17 protein-coding genes are annotated in these 17,325 nt (G+C 58.7%); 12 read left to right on the plus strand and 5 right to left on the minus strand.

The features are described from left to right. The first annotated feature begins 290 nt into the window (after positions 1-290). The 4 genes from ACYVIA_RS08800 to ACYVIA_RS08815 all read left to right on the plus strand — a co-directional run bounded on the left by ACYVIA_RS08800 (position 291) and on the right by ACYVIA_RS08815 (position 4,920). Positions 291-659 (plus strand): DUF2946 family protein, encoded by a 369-nt coding sequence (locus ACYVIA_RS08800; protein ID WP_460840524.1) that lies wholly within the window; start codon positions 291-293, stop codon positions 657-659. Positions 660-873: 214 nt separating this feature from the next. Continuing rightward, positions 874-3,207 carry a TonB-dependent receptor gene (locus tag ACYVIA_RS08805; RefSeq protein WP_460839918.1) on the plus strand — a complete coding sequence of 778 codons (2,334 nt, stop codon included), beginning with the start codon at positions 874-876 and terminating at the stop codon, positions 3,205-3,207. Positions 3,208-3,217: 10 nt separating this feature from the next. Then, entirely contained in the window at positions 3,218-4,441 is a 1,224-nt protein-coding gene (locus ACYVIA_RS08810) for a sialidase family protein (protein WP_460839921.1), read from the plus strand. Continuing rightward, complete coding sequence (locus ACYVIA_RS08815) at positions 4,438-4,920, plus strand: peroxiredoxin family protein (RefSeq protein WP_460839923.1); 483 nt, start codon at positions 4,438-4,440, stop codon at positions 4,918-4,920. Before ACYVIA_RS08810 ends, ACYVIA_RS08815 begins: the two co-directional genes overlap by 4 nt. 454 nt (positions 4,921-5,374) lie before the next feature. Here the strand turns inward: ACYVIA_RS08815 and fdxA are convergent, their stop codons facing one another. Continuing rightward, complete coding sequence (fdxA, locus tag ACYVIA_RS08820; RefSeq protein ID WP_460839925.1) at positions 5,375-5,698, minus strand: ferredoxin FdxA; 324 nt, start codon at positions 5,696-5,698, stop codon at positions 5,375-5,377. A gap of 456 nt (positions 5,699-6,154) precedes the next feature. Between fdxA and ACYVIA_RS08825 the strand changes: the two genes are divergently transcribed. The 4 genes from ACYVIA_RS08825 to ACYVIA_RS08840 all read left to right on the plus strand — a co-directional run bounded on the left by ACYVIA_RS08825 (position 6,155) and on the right by ACYVIA_RS08840 (position 9,667). Further along, positions 6,155-6,817 (plus strand): LutC/YkgG family protein, encoded by a 663-nt coding sequence (locus ACYVIA_RS08825; protein ID WP_460839926.1) that lies wholly within the window; start codon positions 6,155-6,157, stop codon positions 6,815-6,817. Positions 6,818-6,966: 149 nt separating this feature from the next. Further along, entirely contained in the window at positions 6,967-8,373 is a 1,407-nt protein-coding gene (locus ACYVIA_RS08830; protein WP_460839927.1) for a sodium:proton antiporter, read from the plus strand. 20 nt (positions 8,374-8,393) lie between these two features. Next, entirely contained in the window at positions 8,394-9,377 is a 984-nt protein-coding gene (locus ACYVIA_RS08835) for a 2-hydroxyacid dehydrogenase (protein WP_460839929.1), read from the plus strand. 5 nt (positions 9,378-9,382) lie between these two features. Further along, positions 9,383-9,667, plus strand: coding sequence for a polyhydroxyalkanoic acid system family protein (locus ACYVIA_RS08840; protein WP_460839931.1), 285 nt, complete (start codon positions 9,383-9,385; stop codon positions 9,665-9,667). Between the two features lie 110 nt (positions 9,668-9,777). On the opposite strand, the gene ACYVIA_RS08845 is transcribed toward ACYVIA_RS08840, so the two are convergent. Continuing rightward, positions 9,778-10,032 (minus strand): acyl-CoA-binding protein, encoded by a 255-nt coding sequence (locus ACYVIA_RS08845; RefSeq protein WP_460839933.1) that lies wholly within the window; start codon positions 10,030-10,032, stop codon positions 9,778-9,780. Positions 10,033-10,203: 171 nt separating this feature from the next. Between ACYVIA_RS08845 and ACYVIA_RS08850 the strand changes: the two genes are divergently transcribed. Next, the gene (locus ACYVIA_RS08850) at positions 10,204-11,625 is read left to right on the plus strand and encodes a wax ester/triacylglycerol synthase family O-acyltransferase (protein WP_460839934.1); all 1,422 of its coding nucleotides are present in this window, start codon (positions 10,204-10,206) and stop codon (positions 11,623-11,625) included. A gap of 58 nt (positions 11,626-11,683) precedes the next feature. Here ACYVIA_RS08850 and ACYVIA_RS08855 read toward each other — a convergent pair whose 3' ends face one another. Both ACYVIA_RS08855 and ACYVIA_RS08860 read right to left on the minus strand, forming a co-directional pair. Next, positions 11,684-11,908 carry a hypothetical protein gene (locus ACYVIA_RS08855; protein ID WP_460839936.1) on the minus strand — a complete coding sequence of 75 codons (225 nt, stop codon included), beginning with the start codon at positions 11,906-11,908 and terminating at the stop codon, positions 11,684-11,686. A gap of 173 nt (positions 11,909-12,081) precedes the next feature. After that, a complete protein-coding gene (locus ACYVIA_RS08860; RefSeq protein WP_460839937.1) occupies positions 12,082-12,438 on the minus strand; it encodes an FKBP-type peptidyl-prolyl cis-trans isomerase in 357 nt (118 codons plus the stop codon). Positions 12,439-12,635: 197 nt separating this feature from the next. Between ACYVIA_RS08860 and ACYVIA_RS08865 the strand changes: the two genes are divergently transcribed. Then, entirely contained in the window at positions 12,636-13,463 is an 828-nt protein-coding gene (locus tag ACYVIA_RS08865) for an EI24 domain-containing protein (RefSeq protein ID WP_460839940.1), read from the plus strand. 60 nt (positions 13,464-13,523) lie between these two features. Next, positions 13,524-14,324, plus strand: coding sequence for a competence/damage-inducible protein A (locus ACYVIA_RS08870; RefSeq protein ID WP_460839941.1), 801 nt, complete (start codon positions 13,524-13,526; stop codon positions 14,322-14,324). A 7-nt stretch (positions 14,325-14,331) separates the two neighbouring features. Here the strand turns inward: ACYVIA_RS08870 and ACYVIA_RS08875 are convergent, their stop codons facing one another. Beyond that, positions 14,332-15,429 (minus strand): ABC transporter ATP-binding protein, encoded by a 1,098-nt coding sequence (locus tag ACYVIA_RS08875; protein ID WP_460839942.1) that lies wholly within the window; start codon positions 15,427-15,429, stop codon positions 14,332-14,334. Positions 15,430-15,511: 82 nt separating this feature from the next. On the opposite strand from ACYVIA_RS08875, the gene ACYVIA_RS08880 reads away from it, so the two are divergent. After that, the gene (locus ACYVIA_RS08880; protein WP_460839945.1) at positions 15,512-17,170 is read left to right on the plus strand and encodes an ABC transporter permease; all 1,659 of its coding nucleotides are present in this window, start codon (positions 15,512-15,514) and stop codon (positions 17,168-17,170) included. Positions 17,171-17,325: the final 155 nt, after the last annotated feature.

Consider the following 17,325-nt stretch of genomic DNA (forward strand, 5'->3'; position numbering starts at 1 on the left):
AGCTTGATACCGCATTCCCTTTTTCTGTCCAGCAGGCGCGATCCGGCAAATAGCACCGGATGAATCGCTACGCGCAGTGTGGCGAATCCGCCACTTCAAAAAACATAACTCGTTCTGCGCTCTATGCCATATAGAAAGGGTGGCATAAAGCGTGCCAGGGCTATAAATCCTTGGGTCGCAGAGGGGAATTGCTATTTATTGGTACGGCGGCCTCACTAATCAGTAATAATCTTGCCACTTTGCACGCCATACGAGACTGGCGCGCGTCCTGGCTTTGTAAAAATTACGCAATGTGGGTTCGATCTGGTGATGGGCTAAAACGTACAGCATGGGTAGCGCTGTTGGCGCTGCTCGTACAGGGTTTGTTGCCCTCCTTCATCCATGCCAGTACATCGCAAGGAACAATCCGCTCCGAGATCTGCACCGCTTTCGGCATTAAGACTGTCGAACAGCAGCTGCCCGACTCATCGGACGGAAAACACGAACGCAAACACTGTACGGTCTGCACCGTTTTCGATTTCGGGATTCTGGCAACGCACTCGATTGCCGGAGAGCACGTCGTTCCCGTCATCTTCAGGCTTCGTTCCCGCACTCAAGATCCCATCCTCGCTCTGGCACCAGCCAGCCTGCATCTTCGTGGTCCGCCCCGCCTTGCGTGACACCTTCCGGTTCGCTGCTGCACTGATCTGCGAGCCAGTTACTTTCGTTTGCTGACAGCCAGGCAGAGATCCCGATTCGCTCAGGGTTCGGGACCTCTGTCGTGACCAGTACCTCGCCCGCACGGCAATCCGTACCGTGCGACAGGGGGGGCTGCAATGGCGTCAGCGCACATGCGTCCACGATTCGTCAACGGGCAGTCATGCCCGACATACCATGCAGACTTACAACTTAAACCGATTGCCGTGCCGCTCTTTGCTGGTGATGGCCTTGTCATCCTCCTTTGCCGCGTATTCCTCTGCGCAAGATAAAACGATGGAGCCGGTTGTCGTGACCGCAGCACGGTCTCCGCTCGACCCTAACCTGCCGGCTTCCACCTTCGCCACGACGCGGGAGTCGCTCGAAACACAGAGCTACACCAATACCGAGGATGCACTGAACTACGCGCCGAACACCACGGTGCGAAAACGCTTCATTGGCGACCGCAATGCGAATCTTGGCGGACGCTCCTTCGGGACCACGCAACCGACACGTGGACTGGCTTACGTCGATGGCTACCTGATTTCCAATTTCCTCGGGCGCTTCGACGCCCCGCGCTGGAGTATCGTCGCACCCGAAGAAGTGGCGCGCGTCGACGTGCTGTACGGGCCATTCTCTGCGATTTATCCCGGCAATTCGATCGGTACGACGGTTGCCATCACGACCCGCATGCCGAAAGTTCTTGAAGCTTCCGGCGGTGCCGAAGTCCATCGACAGAGCTTCGATGCCTATGGCTTCAAGCGCGACTTCCATAGCGACCAGGAGAGTGCCTATGTCGCCAACCGCTGGGGGCCGTTGGCGCTTGCGGTCGGCTTGAACCGGATGGCCTACGAATCGCAGCCGATGGGCATCGCGGTGGCGACTGCCGATGGCGCTGACGTGGCAGGCTTGCCGGTTGCAACCGGTGCAGTGTCGGAGGCCGACGAGAAGGGCAGGCCGCGCGTGGTTGCGGGTGTAACCGGCATGCAGAAAGGCGTCCAGGAGCAGGCCAAGATCAAGCTGGCCTATGACTTCACCTCCACGTTGCAGGGCGACATGCTGTATGCGCACTGGCGCAATGACTATCGGATCTATAACGAGTCACTGTTGCGCGATGCCGTGACCGGCCAGGAGATCTGGCGCGGGCTTGGTACCGTTGCATATTCGTCCGGGAGGAGGCAAGGGGTCAACATCAACGGCGTGCGATATGACGCGCCCAACATGGCGCCGCAGAAGGGGCTGGAAGAGCACGAGCAGGTTGGTGCCCGCCTGCGGACCCGGCACAGCACCGGCTGGAATTATTCGGCACAACTGTCTACCTACCGGATGGCGACGAACAGTGCACGTGAGGCCGGTGCATCCGACCCGGTCGCGCATGGAGTGCAAGCCGGCACGGATACCGTTGGAGACGGAACCCGCTGGAATACCATCGAGCTGCAGACGACGTACATACCGGAGGCAGGCGAGAAGCACGCTCTGACCTTTGGCTATTTTCAGAACAACTACACATTGAGGAACCGGACCTTCAGTCTTGCAAACTGGCACGACCCCGACAGCCTTACATTGTCTTCGCTTGGCACCGAGGACAGCAGCAATTATTTCGGCAAGACCGAAGTGAAGGCACTCTACGCGCAGGACGCATGGCACCTCCTGCCGGAATGGACAGCGACGGCGGGTGTGCGTGTGGAGCGTTTCCGCGCCTACGACGGATCACAGTTCGACGTGCGTGCGACGAGTAGCCCCCAGGTGAACTACGCCGACCGCCGTGAGTCCGGCGTCAGTCCCAAGCTTTCGCTCGCGCATAACCTGAATGCGGAATGGATGGTGCGCGCTTCTGCGGCACGTGGCATTCGCTTTCCGACCGTATCGGAACTGTTCCAGGGGGCTCGGTCAGCGAATGCCATTGTCTACAACGATCCGAACATGAAGCCGGAAGTAAATGATGCAAAGGAGCTTTCCTTCCTGCGCGAGAACGGCAAAGGCAGTCTTCGCATCTCGCTCTTCGAGGACGATATCGAAAATGCGATCCTGCATCAGCAGCAGATTGTCGGCTCCAGTACCGTCACCACGGTACAGAACGTGAAGCATGTGCGCACGCGCGGAATCGAAGCGGCATATCAGGAGGTGGATTTCCTGATCAGCGGTTTCGACCTGCAGGCAAGCATTTCCTATGCGCGCTCCAGGACGCTGGAGAATCCCGTCACCCCCGCATCCGAAGGCAAGGACTGGCCGCGCGTTCCGCGTGTGCGCGCGTCCCTGCTGGGCAGCTACCGTACCGGGCCATGGATGGGATCACTCGGTGTGCGTCATGAGGGGCGGCAGTACGGAACGCTGGAGAACATGGACGTCAATGACGATACCGCCGGCGGCATTTCCTCCTTCACCGTGGCGGAGGTGCGGCTTGGCTATAAGGTGGGCAAGCACGGCAAGCTTGCGTTCGGTGTCAATAACGTGACGGACAAGCGCTACTACGTCGGGCCGCATCCTTATCCGGGACGCACCATCTATGCTGAAGCGCGCCTGAATTACTGAGGAGACGAGAATGAAATTCTTACACCGTACCGTTGCGCTCTGCCTTGTCATGCTGGGCCTGTTCGTCTTCAGTACCGCAGCACAGGACACGCATGCGCACGCGCAGCAAAAGAGCCCGAAACCGGCCCGCTCCGAACTTGGCACTTCTGCCGCAGCGGATGCACAAGGCAATCTCTGGGTGGTCAGCAAGGAAATCGCCGGCGACGCGCAGTACGTGGTATTGCAGGTATCACCGGATCTGGGAAGGACGTGGTCGGCTCCGCGGCGCATCCAGAACGAGCCGGAGGCCATATCCGCGGATGGGGAGAACCGTCCGAAGATCGCCTTCGGCACCAGGGGCGAAATCTACATTACGTACACCAGGCCGCTTGCCAGGCCCTATTCGGGCGAGATTCGCTTCATGCGCTCGATTGACGGTGGAAAGTCGTTTTCACAACCCGTTACCGTGCACGCAAACCGGGACGTGATCACGCATCGCTTCGACTCACTGATCGTGGACAGGGACGGGCGGATCTATGTGGCGTGGATCGACAAGCGGGACTTGCATGCCGCCACGGCGCGCAAACAGAAGTACACAGGTGCGGCAATTTATTACGCTGTGTCCGAGGATGGCGGTGCCAGTTTCAGGGGAGACTACAAAGCGGCCGATCACTCTTGCGAGTGCTGCCGGATTGCGCTTGCACTCAACCCATCGGGGAAGCCGGTCGCCATGTGGCGCCATGTGTTCGAACCCAATGTGCGTGATCATGCCTTGATCGAGTTGGACCCGGACGGCAGGAGCGGCACGTTGCACCGCGCGAGCTTCGAGGATTGGCGTATCGATGCCTGCCCCCACCACGGCCCGGCGCTCGCCTATGCTGCAGACGGGGTGCGGCACCAGGCATGGTTCAGCATGAAAGACGGGGAAGGCGGCGTGTACTACGCCGCGACGGACGCCTCGGGCAAGTTGGCCAAGCCGGAACTGCTTGGCACTGCACAAGCAAGCCATGCCGACGTCGCAGTGCGCGAGCAGGATGTTGTTCTGGCCTGGAAACAGTTTGACGGCAAGCTGACCGCGATCCAGGCGAGAGTGTCCGGCGATGGCGGCAAGTCATGGCAGGAACAGGTGCTGGCGACGACAGAGGGCGCTTCCGACCAGCCGCGCCTGGTAAGTGCGCCTGCCGGAATTGTGCTGGTTTGGCGCACTCGAAATGAAGGGCTGCAGACTGTCGTAGTCGAACGGAGGCAGAAATGAAGCATGTTACCGGTGCAGTGCTTTGGCTTGTTTTGATGCTGTGCTCCAGCATCGCGGCGGCTGATGGGGCGATCCGATCCTTTGAGCCGGACGGCATGGCAGGAATCGTCGCCAGCCAGAAGGGCCAGCCTTTTGTGCTCCTGGTCTGGTCGCTGGATTGCGAGTTTTGCACAGCCAGCATGAAGAACCTCGCGCAGGAAAGGCGCAAGCGCAAAGGGCTCAACATCGTAACCCTGTCAACTGATTCGGTGGAGGATCCTGAGGCGCTGGCGCTTATGAAGAAGCGGCTGGCTTCGGTCGGACTGACTGCGAATGCATGGGCATTCGGTGCGGCGCCGCCCGAGCAGTTGCGGTATGCGATTGATCCGAAATGGCACGGCGAGAAGCCGCGCAGTTACTGGTTCAAGGCAAACGGCGAGCGTGTTGCATATTCCGGCCTGATCACGGCGGCAACGGTCACGAAATTCGCAGGGCAGTGAGCGTGCGTCGCAGTGCGCGTAGGCGCCTTGCCGCATGAAGCTGAATAGGGCTAAAAGAGCCGGAAGATGCAGGCAACCGCCAGAAAGAAAAAACGCCCCAAACTGAGCTTGGGGCGTTGGATCTGTCTGTGCCGTTGGCTTCGAATTTCTCGGTATCGGTCTGCCGGAGTATCGCATCACGCACTGCCCGCAGGCCCGATGCCGACAATGACAGCATCTGTGTCGACCGGCCCTTGTCCGAGCCCGTCGCGGTGTCACGGTGTGGAGATTGAAGGGGGACATTTACGTCCCCGTTCGGCTCCACGCGACTCTTGGATACCGCCTGCGTTTCAGGGTTTTCAGGGATTCCAAGACTGCCGACCCATCGGGACCGTGGCCAGTCGTTCACCGCACTGGCTCTCGTCTCCCTTCGGTGCTGCTTTATCTGATTGTGTGCCTATGCGCCGGAAAAGAATTACTTCTCCAGATACTGCAGCTTTTCCTTGACGTCCTTCCACTCGTCAGCTTCCGGCAGCGGGTCCTTCGTCTTGGTGATCGAAGGCCAATTGCGTGCGAGCTCGACGTTCAGCTTGATGAATTTTTGCTGGTCGGCAGGAACATCTTCCTCTGCATAGATTGCATTGACCGGGCATTCTGCGACGCAAACAGCGCAGTCGATGCATTCATCGGGGTCGATCGCAAGAAAGTTTGGGCCTTCCCGGAAACAATCCACCGGGCATACATCTACGCAGTCGGTATAACGGCAGCGGATGCAGGATTCGGTCACAACGTGGGTCATAACAGTCCTATTGAAAATTTTTCTGACACTGAGAGAGCTATTTGAAGCCGAGTTGGAGGGAGGAGCAATGACCGCAACCTGAACCAGCAACCCGCTGCAAAGCCTTGTATTTTAAGGTAATCGATTGTTTCTAACAAACCAAACTTAGATAGTTTATAAATAAGCAAATGCGGATGGCGGGATTGGGTTGGAGCCGGTTATTACGAAACTGATCAGGTACGATTCCCCCGATACTCCCGCTCTTCTTGCTGTTAATGCATCAGCAATTTCCACTGCCTTGGAGGGGCGAAATCCCGTGCGCGCATGGCGAATCTGCCGAGCAGCGTATTGTGAGCAGGCCCAGGGCGCCGAAGATGAATAATTTGCGGCTGCCGTTTGAAATTAAATCAAGCGGGAATCGGGCGTTGCGGCAAGGTGATTCGGTTAGACTTTGAGGCCTGTAAACAAGGGGGCACCATGGACACTTCCTCAGCGCGTCAAGCCATTCTCAGCCGCATCCGCAAGGCGCAGAACCGACCCGAGGAGCCGACGACCGCCGAACGGGAGGCCGTTCGAGAGTACATCGACCGCCATTCCCAAGGGCCGCGACCATCCATTGGCAACGATCTTGTCGCCAGGTTCAGGGAGCAGGCATTGCGCATGTCGGATACCGTCGACGAAGTCGGCGCGTTTGCTGATGTGCCGGTAGCAGTGGTGCGTTATCTCGATGATATCGGTGTTGCGAAGAATGCGATCGCATGGAAGACGCTCGACCACATGCAATGGGATGCAGCGGGAATGCATGTCGAGTTCCGTCCTCCGCGCAACGAAGACCTCGTCGGCATCACCGGCGCGTTCTGCGCTGTGGCGGAAACAGGCAGCCTAATGCTGCTGTCGGGCCCGCAGACCTATTCGTCGGCCAGCCTGCTTCCCGAGACGCATATCGCAATCGTGCCGGCCTCGCGCATTGTCGGCGCAATGGAAGATGCCTTTGCTCTTGCACGCGCCGAGCATGGGGAGATGCCGCGTGCGATCAATTTTATTTCCGGGCCGTCGCGCACTGGCGATATCGAGCAGACCATTGTGCTCGGGGCGCATGGGCCGTACAGGGTGCATGTGATCCTGGTTCGCGACAATTGAGCATCGATCCCGTCCGCCGCTAAAGAAGCGGGCAGGCGACCCGAGGGGCACGCGCCCTGGATCTGCACCAGGCCGGCATGGTCCAGGTGCTCGGTAAAGGCCGTGATCCCATATAAAATGGCCACCATTCAAAAAAGTGGAGACTGCAATTGCGCACGAAACTTCTCGTAGGTCTGGGAGGGCTGCTGCCGGCATTGTGTCAGGCGGCTGAGCTGGACGGCAGCGGCCTGTCCGTATGGTGGGGCGTGCCGTTTGCGGGCCTGCTGCTGTCGATTGCGCTCTTGCCGTTACTGGCGCCGCTGTTCTGGCATCACCATTTCGGCAAGATCTCGCTTGCATGGGCGCTGGCCTTCCTGCTGCCGTGCGCCATGTTCTTCGGGTTCGGTACTGCCGCCGGTGGAGCGCTGCACGCGTTTGCTGCCGAGTACATCCCGTTCATCATCCTCATTACCGCCTTGTTCGTCGTCGCCGGCGGTATTTGCGTGCGCGGCAACCTGCACGGCACTCCGGCGCTGAACACCGGCCTGCTGGCGCTCGGGACAGTCCTTGCGAGCATCATGGGGACCACCGGGGCCTCGATGCTGATGATCCGTCCGCTGATCCGTGCCAACGATAATCGCAAGCATGCAGTGCATATCGTTGTCTTCTTTATCTTCCTCGTGGCCAACGCGGGCGGATCGCTGACTCCGCTAGGCGATCCGCCGCTGTTTCTTGGCTTCCTGAAGGGCGTCGACTTCTTCTGGACCATGAAGAATATTTTTTTCGAGGCCCTGTTCCTGTGTGTCGCGCTGCTCGTCATTTTCTATGTCCTGGATCGCCACTATTACCAGAACAAGGAAGAGGAGCGTGCACCCTCGCTGGATCCGACGCCTGATTCGGCAATCCGCTTTGAAGGCAAGGCAAACTTCTTCCTGCTTGCTGCGATTGTCGGCCTTGTGTTGATGAGCGGTATCTGGAAACCGGGTATGGTGCTATCGGTATTTGGCGTCGATGTCGAATTGCAAAGTCTTGTGCGGGACGGACTGCTGATTGGCGTGATCTTTGTCTCATTGGCGATTACGCCGAAGTCCGCGCGTCAAGGCAATGAATTCTCCTGGGGGCCGATACAGGAGGTTGCGAAACTGTTCGCCGGTATTTTCATCACGATCATTCCCGTCATTGCGATGCTGCGCGCCGGGGAAGCCGGCGCCTTTGCGGCCATCGTGCGCGCAGTGACCGACACCAGCGGACAGCCGATCAATGCGATGTATTTCTGGGCTTCAGGCATCCTGTCATCCTTCCTCGATAACGCGCCGACGTATCTTGTATTCTTCAATACAGCCGGCGGTGATCCTGCGGTGCTGATGACCAAGCTGGCCGCCACACTCGCTGCAATTTCCTGTGGTGCCGTCTTCATGGGCGCCAACAGCTACATCGGCAATGCGCCCAACCTGATGGTGAAGGCGATTGCCGAGGAGCGCGGGATCAAGATGCCGTCCTTCTTTGGCTACATGGCATGGTCCTGTGCGGTGCTGGTGCCGTTGTTCGTGTTGATGACCCTGATCTTCTTTGTGTGACCTTTGAACCGACCAAAAACATGAAGCCTCGGATACTGATGACGCGAGCAGTGTTTCCAGACGTAATTGAACGTCTGGAACAGTATTTCGACGTGGAAGCAAATCAGGATGACCGGATCTTTTCTTTCGACGAACTGATGCTGCGAATGCAGGACAAGGACGGCGTCTTCACCACGCCCAGTGAACGCATAAGCGCAGGGATGATTTCGGCCTGTCCGAATCTCAAGGCCATCTGCAACATGGCAGTCGGCTACAACAATATCGATCTTGATGCAGCGACAAATGCCGGCATCATGGTTACGAACACGCCGGAAGTGCTGAACGAGACGACCGCCGATTTTGCCTGGGCACTCATGCTTGCGGCAGCGCGACGTGTGACCGAATCGGAGCATTGGCTGCGCGCCGGAAAATGGCAGAAATGGCGGTACGACAGTTTCCTTGGTGCCGATATCCATGGTTCGACACTCGGCATTCTCGGAATGGGCCGCATCGGCCAGGCCATTGCCCGGCGCTCGGCGGGATTCAACATGCGGGTGATCTACCATAACCGCTCGCGCCTGCCGGCAGAGAAAGAATCCGCGGCGAACCATGCACAGTATGTCACCAAGGAAGAATTGCTTCGTTCTGCGGACCACATTGTGCTCGCGCTGCCTTACTCGGCAGAGTCGCACCACACCATTGGTGCGGCAGAACTGGCGATGATGAAGACGCGTGCCGTGCTGGTCAATATCGCGCGCGGGGGCATCGTCGATGATGCTGCACTCGTGACGGCATTGCGTGCCGGGCGCATTGGCGCCGCGGGCCTGGATGTATTTGAGAATGAGCCGGCATTCGATCCGGCATTCCTTGCGTTGTCGAACGTCGTTCTGACGCCCCATATCGGTAGTGCGTCCGAGGCGACGCGTCGGGCGATGGCCAATTGCGCCGCAGACAACCTGATCGCTGCGTTGACGGGCGAGATGCCGCCGAATATCCTTAATCCCGACATTCAATCCAGGAAATAAGGAACATGGCCGATATCAGCATCACACAGACACATAAGCTTCCGCACAAAAAGGCAAAAGCCGCAGCACAGAAGGTCGCCGACCAGATGGCGGAAGAATATGACATGACATCGGAATGGCAGGGCGATGTGCTGGTGTTCAATCGCTCCGGGGTGTCCGGCCAACTGGTGGTTGCCGAAGCGCACGCTCAGCTCGATATCAGCCTTGGGTTCTTGCTGAAGGCTTTTGCGCCGACCATCGAGGAGAAGGTCGCAGCCAAGATGAAGAAGGTCTTTAGTAGCAAGGCATGATGCAGGTGTTGCGGCTGGATGGCATTGCCGCCTTCATGCCGCTTTCTCCGGTGCGTGCAGGTCCGACATGATGCCTGCCGCGCCGCGTGTCTCGCCATCCAATGATGGCTTCAGCCTTTCAGGCCGTTGATCAGGTCGATGTACTGCTGCATCGCCTCTTCCTTTGACGTGCCCTTGAGCGCACCCCATGCATCGTACTTGGCACGGCCGACCATATCGGTAAAGCCGGGGCGGCCGCCTTCCACATCCCCCGTGCTCGCCTGCTTGAACAGGGCATAAATCTTCAGCAGGGTCATGTTGTCCGGACGTTCCGGCAGGTTCTTGGAATCGGCTACTGCTTGGTCGAACTGGGCTTGCAGGCTCATCGCATACTCCTGTAGAGGAAAAAAGGTTGCTGTGATAGTGTCAACTGTTGCGCAATCTAAAGGCGCTGGGAGCCGACGAAAATAACATACAAAAATGCGGCCATAAAAGAAAAGCTCTAGAGGGGGGACTCAATGTTGTCTGAGGCTATGCCGGCGTCTCGCCGGGAAAAAATGTCCACGGTGGACACAGCGTGGTTGCGAATGGATTCAGACGGGAATCTGATGATGATCGTCGCCGTGCTGCTGTTCGACAGGCCGCTGGACACGCGGCGATTCAGGCGTGCATTGCAGACGCGGTTGCTTACCTATCCCCGTTTTCGAAGCGCTGTCGTGCAGGACATTACAGGTGCTTGGTGGCAGGAACGGGATGTGGACCTTGACCAGCACGTGCGCCATGTCAGCCTGAACCCTGCAACCGTCTGCAACAAGACCGAACTGGAGAACATGGTGAGCGAGCTGTCGGCAACCCCGCTCGACTTCTCGAAGCCGCTGTGGCAGATGCATCTCGTGGACAATTGCATCGGCGAGGACGGCAAGATCCGGCAGGCGCTGATCGTTCGCATCCATCACTGCATTGCCGATGGCATTGCGCTGGTCGGCGTGCTGCTCTCCATGTTCGACCGCACCGAGACCGGGGACGAGGGAATCGCGTCGGAGGGCGATGCTCCACGCGTGCCGATTACCTTTGATGAGGACAATCCCTGGTTGCAGCTGATGCAGCCGGTCACCAAGAGCACGATCACCGCAATTAATCTTTCCACAAACATCTGGACCAAGTACCTGTGGATGGTCGCGGATTCCAACAGGCTTGTGGCACGGGTATCGCGCATGGGTGACATGGCGGGCAGGTTTACGCTGGACGCGATCAAGCTGCTGGCAATGCAGGAGGATTCCCGAACGCGCCTCAAAGGCAAGCCCAATGGTGCCAAGCATGTTGCATGGAGCGAGCCGCTGCCGCTCGATGAAGTCAAGGTCATCGGCAAGGCGCTCGGCAGTTCCGTGAACGATGTGCTGATGGCGAGTGTTGCCGGCGCTATTGGTGCCTATCTGCGTACCAAGGGCGACGTGGTGCCATCCGCCAGCGAGCTGCGTGTGATGGTGCCGGTTAACCTGCGCAAAGCGGGGGAAGAGAAAAAACTCGGGAATGCGTTCGGGCTTGTGCCGCTTGTTTTGCCCATCGGCATCGAAGACCCGATCAGGCGACTCACCGAAGTGAAGCGCCGGATGGATGAGCTCAAGGGCGGGTACCAGGCAATTGTGGCGATGACTTTGCTTGGCGTATTGGGGGCGACGCCGAAACAGTTGCAGAACGAAGTCCAGAATTTCTTTACGAAGAAGGCAACTGCCGTCATGAGCAATGTGCCGGGGCCGCAGTCACCCCTGTATCTGGCAGGCAGCCAGCTTGACCAGATCATGTTCTGGGTGCCTCAGTCAGGCGATATCGGCGTAGGCGTTTCGATATTGAGCTATAACGGAGGCGTCCAGTTTGGCTTGGTGACCGACAGCGCGATTGCATCCGATCCGCAGGAAATCATCAACCGTTTTGCCCCCGAGTTCGAGAAGCTGGTACTGCTGGCCTTGATGTCAGCCTGATGTCTGTCTGATGTCTGTCTGATGTCTGCTTTGGCGGCTTGCCGCTATGCGAGCCGCTTCAATCGTCAGCGTCGTCGTCATCACCGATGACGGCATCTCCAACGATGACCGCACCCTTGGCGACGGTTGTCGCGGCGCCGACCGCAACGGAGCCGGCAGTCAACCCGACACTGACAGCGGTGCTGGCGACAGTGACAGCAGTCGATGCGACTGTGACGGCAACACACCCGCTGACGGAAAACAATGCCGCCACGCAGGCGCAACCAAGAAGTAATTTCTTCAAATCCATGAACCCAGAACCCGGCTGCCGGCCGCGCCTTGGCCGGTACGTATACATTGCGCAAATGCCCTATGTCCGGCTGCGCGCCGCGACATTCTCAGCCAGGCAAGGCGCCCGAACAGAACCTGTCGGACCGTTCGAACGCCAGCTTCAGGCTCGCTGAGAGGAAAGGGCGATTAAACGCCCAGAAGCTCCACCTCGAAAATCAGGGTGGCATTTGGCGGAATGACGCCGCCGGCACCGCGTGCACCGTAACCGAGGGATGAGGGAATGATCAGCTTGCGAACGCCGCCGACTTTCATTCCTTGCACGCCTTCGTCCCAGCCCTTGATTACGTGACCGGCGCCGAGCGGGAAGTCGAACGGATCATTGCGGTCCTTGCTCGAATCGAACTTGCGGCCGGCGCTGCCGTCGGGATTCTGCAGCCAGCCGGTGTAGTGCACCGTCACATGCTGGCCGGCTTTGGCTTCGTCGCCGGAGCCGACGGTAATATCTTCATATTGCAGGCCGGAGGCCGTCATGATGGTGGACATGTTTTTCCTTTGTTGTTGGATGAACGATGGGCGATTGTAGCAGTTGATGCGGCCGCCATCCGCCCCCGAGCCGGCTGTTTATCGGGCATGATCGCTTCGAAACTCATGATATTGTCTTGCCGCTATGGCGTGAGGGGCAGACGATTTAATTCGGCAACAAAAAGAATTGTCGCTTTTATAGAAGGGAATGCTGCTTGATGAAGCAGGTGTTGATTGCATTTGGACGCGCTGTGCTCTCGCAATTGCATTTCAAGATGCTGTTGCTGACGATACTGCCGTTCGTCGTTTCTGTCGCACTCTGGGGAGTGCTGCTTTGGGCGGGACTGCAGCCGACGGTGGATTGGCTGCATGCGTACTTTGCAGCGAACGACGGCTTCAGAACCGCAGGCGAGATCCTTGGCTGGTTCGGCATGGGAGCGCTCAAGACGGTGCTTGTGCCACTGATTGCGATGTGGGTGCTGCTGCCGCTGATGATCCTCACGGCGCTGGTGTTCGTCGGAATCATGGCAATGCCGGCCATCGTGCGCCATGTCGGGCGACGCCATTATCCCGAACTGGAACTCAAGAAGGGAGGCAGCCTGGCAGGCAGTCTTTGGGTTGCGACTTATTCCTTCATTGTTTTCGTCGTGCTTTGGCTGCTGACGCTGCCCTTGTCATTGATCCCGCCGCTGTCGTTTGCCGTGCAGCCGCTGCTCTGGGGATGGCTGACTTATCAGGTGATGTCGTATGACGCACTGGCCGACCACGCAAGCCGGGAGGAGTTCAGGGAGATCGTCCGCTTGCATCGCTGGCCGTTGCTGGCAATCGGTGCCATTGCCGGCGCCATGGGGGCAGCGCCGACGCTGCTTTGGCTGGGCGGTGCGTTGTCGGTCGTGTTTTTTCCAGTGCTGGCAGCGGGCGCAATCTGGCTGTATGTGCTGGTGTTTGTTTTCTCCGGCCTGTGGTTCCAGCATTACTGTATGGAAGCACTGGCGCAATACCGGGGAGCAAGGCGTCTCGCGCCTGCGCTGAAAGACATCAATTGAGGCCACCGATGCTCGACGTGGGCTAAGGCATAATGCGCTTTTCCTCATCGCACTCATCCCATGGCTATCGGACTCATCATTATTGGCGACGAAATCCTCTCCGGAAAGCGGGCGGACAAACACTTCCCTAAAGTCGTTGAGCTGCTGACTGCGCGTGGACTGCAGCTTTCCTGGGCAGAGTATATCGGCGACGACCCCGAGCGCATTACCGGTGTGCTTAAACGAACGCTGGCGAGCAACGACATCGTGTTTTCATGCGGGGGCATCGGTGCAACACCCGATGACCATACGCGACAGTGCGCAGCCGCCGCCATGGGCGTGCCGCTTGTCCTGCATCCGGAAGCGAAGGCAAAGATCGATGAGAGAATTGCCGACATGGCGCGCGACGAGGGGCGCCAGATGATGTTTGAAGGGCAGGAGTATATGCAGCGCCTGAAGATGGGAGAGTTCCCGCAGGGCGCATCAATCATCCCGAATCCGTATAACAAGATCCCCGGCTTTTCCGTGGCACATGGGGAGCAAGGCGCGCATTATTTCCTGCCTGGTTTCCCGGTCATGGCATGGCCGATGATCGAGTGGGCGCTGGATACGTATTATTCGCACCTGTTCCGCAAGGCGCCGCGACTGGAGAAGGCGGTGCTGGTGTTCGGCATGATGGAATCGACCCTGACACCGTTGATGGAACAGATCGAGGCCGAGTTTCCCTTGGTGAAGGTATTCAGCCTTCCATGCGTGGGAGATGCCACGACGCGCCGTCACATCGAGCTGGGCGTCAAGGGCGATCCCGAGCAGGTTGCTGTGGCATTCGACAAGATGCTTGCAGGATTAAACGGCTTTAACGCCGAATACCGGCCGGCCTGATCGCTACTTAATGATTTGCGGGGAAGGTTACGACGTGATCGGCCCCGAGCCGAATGCCGATTTTCTCGCCAATCGCATGGTCGTGGTGCGATGGTACGAGGGCAAGCAGTTTTTGCCCGCTCGGCAGCTTCAGCGTGTAGAGAAATTCCGCGCCGCGAAATGCCTTGCGCACGACTTCCGCCTGCAGCGTGCTGGTGTCGTCGTGGATGACATCATCGGCGCGCAACAGCACATCGACAGTGCTGACGTCTTTCTGTCCGGTGGCACACACATCCACGCCTTGCCATAGCGGTAGCGTGCCAAGCTCGATCTGGACCTGCTGTGTCGCCAAGTCAATGGTGCCTGGCGTGAATACACCTTGGCCGATGAAGTCGGCGACGAAGCGGTTGGTCGGCCGATGGTACAGGTTGTAGGCGCTGTCCCATTGCACGATCTCGCCGTTCTGCATGACGCCGATGTGATCCGCAATCGCAAAAGCTTCATGCTGGTCGTGCGTCACCAGCACGGCAGTCGTACCCAGCTCCTTGAGGATATCGCGCACCTCCAGCGCAAGGCGCTCGCGCAGGTCGACATCCAGGTTGGAAAACGGCTCATCGAGAAGCAGCAAATCGGGGCGGGGGGCAAGGGCGCGTGCGAGGGCAACGCGTTGCTGCTGGCCGCCAGACAGCTCATGGGGATACTGCCTTGCGTGCGAAGTCAGGCCGACCAGTGACAGAAGCTTGTCGACGCGGGCCTTGCGTTCTGTTGCCGTCAGCTTGCGTAAGCCAAACCCGATGTTGTCCCATACGGATAAATGCGGAAACAACGCGTAGTCTTGAAATACCACGCCGACCTGGCGCGTCTCCGGCGCAGCGGTGAAACCGGGGCGGCTTAGCTCGCGTCCACCCAAGGTAATCCGCCCGCCCTGAATAGATTCAAATCCTGCAATTGCGCGCAGTACGGTCGTTTTGCCGCAACCGGATGGACCGAGCAGGCAGCCGATCTCGCCGCGCGCCAGCGAGAACGACAAGCCATGTACGATCTCGTGGATAACCCGACCATGAGGATACCCGACACGGATGGATGCAACAGCAAGGTGGCCATGAGGGGGAAGTGGGGCGTTCATAGGGCGAATAATTGCATTGGCGTAATTCGATATTGATTATAATTCTCATTTAAAGAAACCGTACATGGATTAGCGGGATTTCATGCATAAATTCGTCCGCGAGTTGCGCCGCGTATCGACTGGCGGTGCTCATCCTCTGTTGCTTGCTTCGCTTGTCGTTGCAGTACTGGTTGGCGTCCCTATCCTTGGCGTGCTTTCCAATCTCGTTGCCGGGACAAGCGGCGGCGGGGAGACAGCCGGCACCTTTGCCCACCTGTGGGCGACCGTCCTGCCGGAATATATTTTCAACAGCCTCTATATAGCCGTTATCGTGGCCGTTCTTGCGGGGGCGGGGGGCGTTGGCTGCGCATGGCTGGTCGCAGTGTTCCAGTTTCCCGGAAAGCGATTCTTCGAGTGGGCGCTAGTCCTGCCGCTTGCCATGCCGGCGTACGTGGTTGCGTATGCATATACCGATTTCCTGCAGTTCTCCGGCCCCGTGCAAACGGCCCTGCGCGCAGCCTTCGGCTGGCAGGCGGGAGATTACTGGTTTCCGCAGATTCGCTCGGTCGGCGGCGCCGGCATTCTCTTTGCCATGGTGCTTTATCCGTATGTCTATTTGCTGGCACGGAATGCCTTCCTCGAACGCAGCCCGCGCATGTGGGACGCAGCGCGCACGCTCGGATTGGAGCCTTGGCGCGCCTTCTTCAAGGTGAGCCTGCCGTTGGCGCGTCCGGCCGCCGTGGCGGGAATCGCCCTCGCATTGATGGAGACGCTCGCCGACTATGGTGCAGTTGCCTACTTCGGCGTACCGACGCTGACGACCGGAATTTATAAGTCCTGGTACACCTTTTCAGACCGAACCGCCGCGGCCCAGATTGCGGCGGTCCTTCTGGTCACCGTCATGATTCTGATGCTGCTCGAGCAGAAAAGCCGGGGGCGCGCGCGCTATTACGCGGTTGGCAGTCGCAGCAAGCTGCAGCAACCGGCACAGCTGCAGGGCTTGCATGCATGGGGCGCTTCCCTTTTCTGCCTCGTGCCTGTTCTGCTGGGTTTCGTGATCCCGATCGTGATACTCCTGCGCCTGATGGTGGGCGAGGATGCAGTGGCGTTAGGCGCGCGGTACTTCGACTGGTTCCGCAACAGTGTTGTCCTTGCCGGCGTTACGGCACTGATCGCCGTCGCCATCTGCGTACTGCTTGCCTATGCTGCGCGCGTGACCAGGAGCCGGCTGCAGGCGGCATGCAATCGCATTGTCAGCATGGGGTATGCCGTGCCGGGCGCCGTGATCGCCGTCGGCATCCTCATTCCCTTGTCCCGGCTGGATGCCTGGGGCGCAGATCATGGCCTGCGGCTGGCGTTGACCGGCAGCGTCATTGCGCTGATTTATGCGTATCTTGTCCGTTTTCTTGCAGTTTCCTACCAGAGCGTGCAGTCTGGGCTTATCAAGATTACGCCGAGCATGGACGCCAGTGCGCGGGTTCTTGGTTTGGGACTCGGTGCGATGTTATGGCGCGTGCATGCACCGCTGCTTTGGCGCAGTGTGGTGACAGCCGGCTTGCTGGTATTCGTCGATGTCGTAAAGGAACTTCCCGCGACACTGACAGTAAGGCCGTTCAACTTCGATACGCTTGCGGTGATCACGCATCAACTCGCTGCCGACGAGCGGCTGGGTGAAGCTGCCTTGCCGGCATTGACGATCGTGATGATTGCCTTTGTCCCGGTCATCGTCCTGGCGCGTGCGATCGCAAAGGGAAGCAGGTAGTGCAGCGATACCTGCGTGACGATTGTTCAACGCGTGCGTGGCTCGATTCGAAGTAAACAAAAAAATGCCCCGGAAACCGGGGCATTGCAATTTGTGCTGTATCAAAAAAGCCGAAGCGGCATTTTGTGCGGTTGCCGGAGGAGGCACCTGCGCCC

The sequence above is a fragment of the Noviherbaspirillum agri genome, from assembly GCF_054780595.1.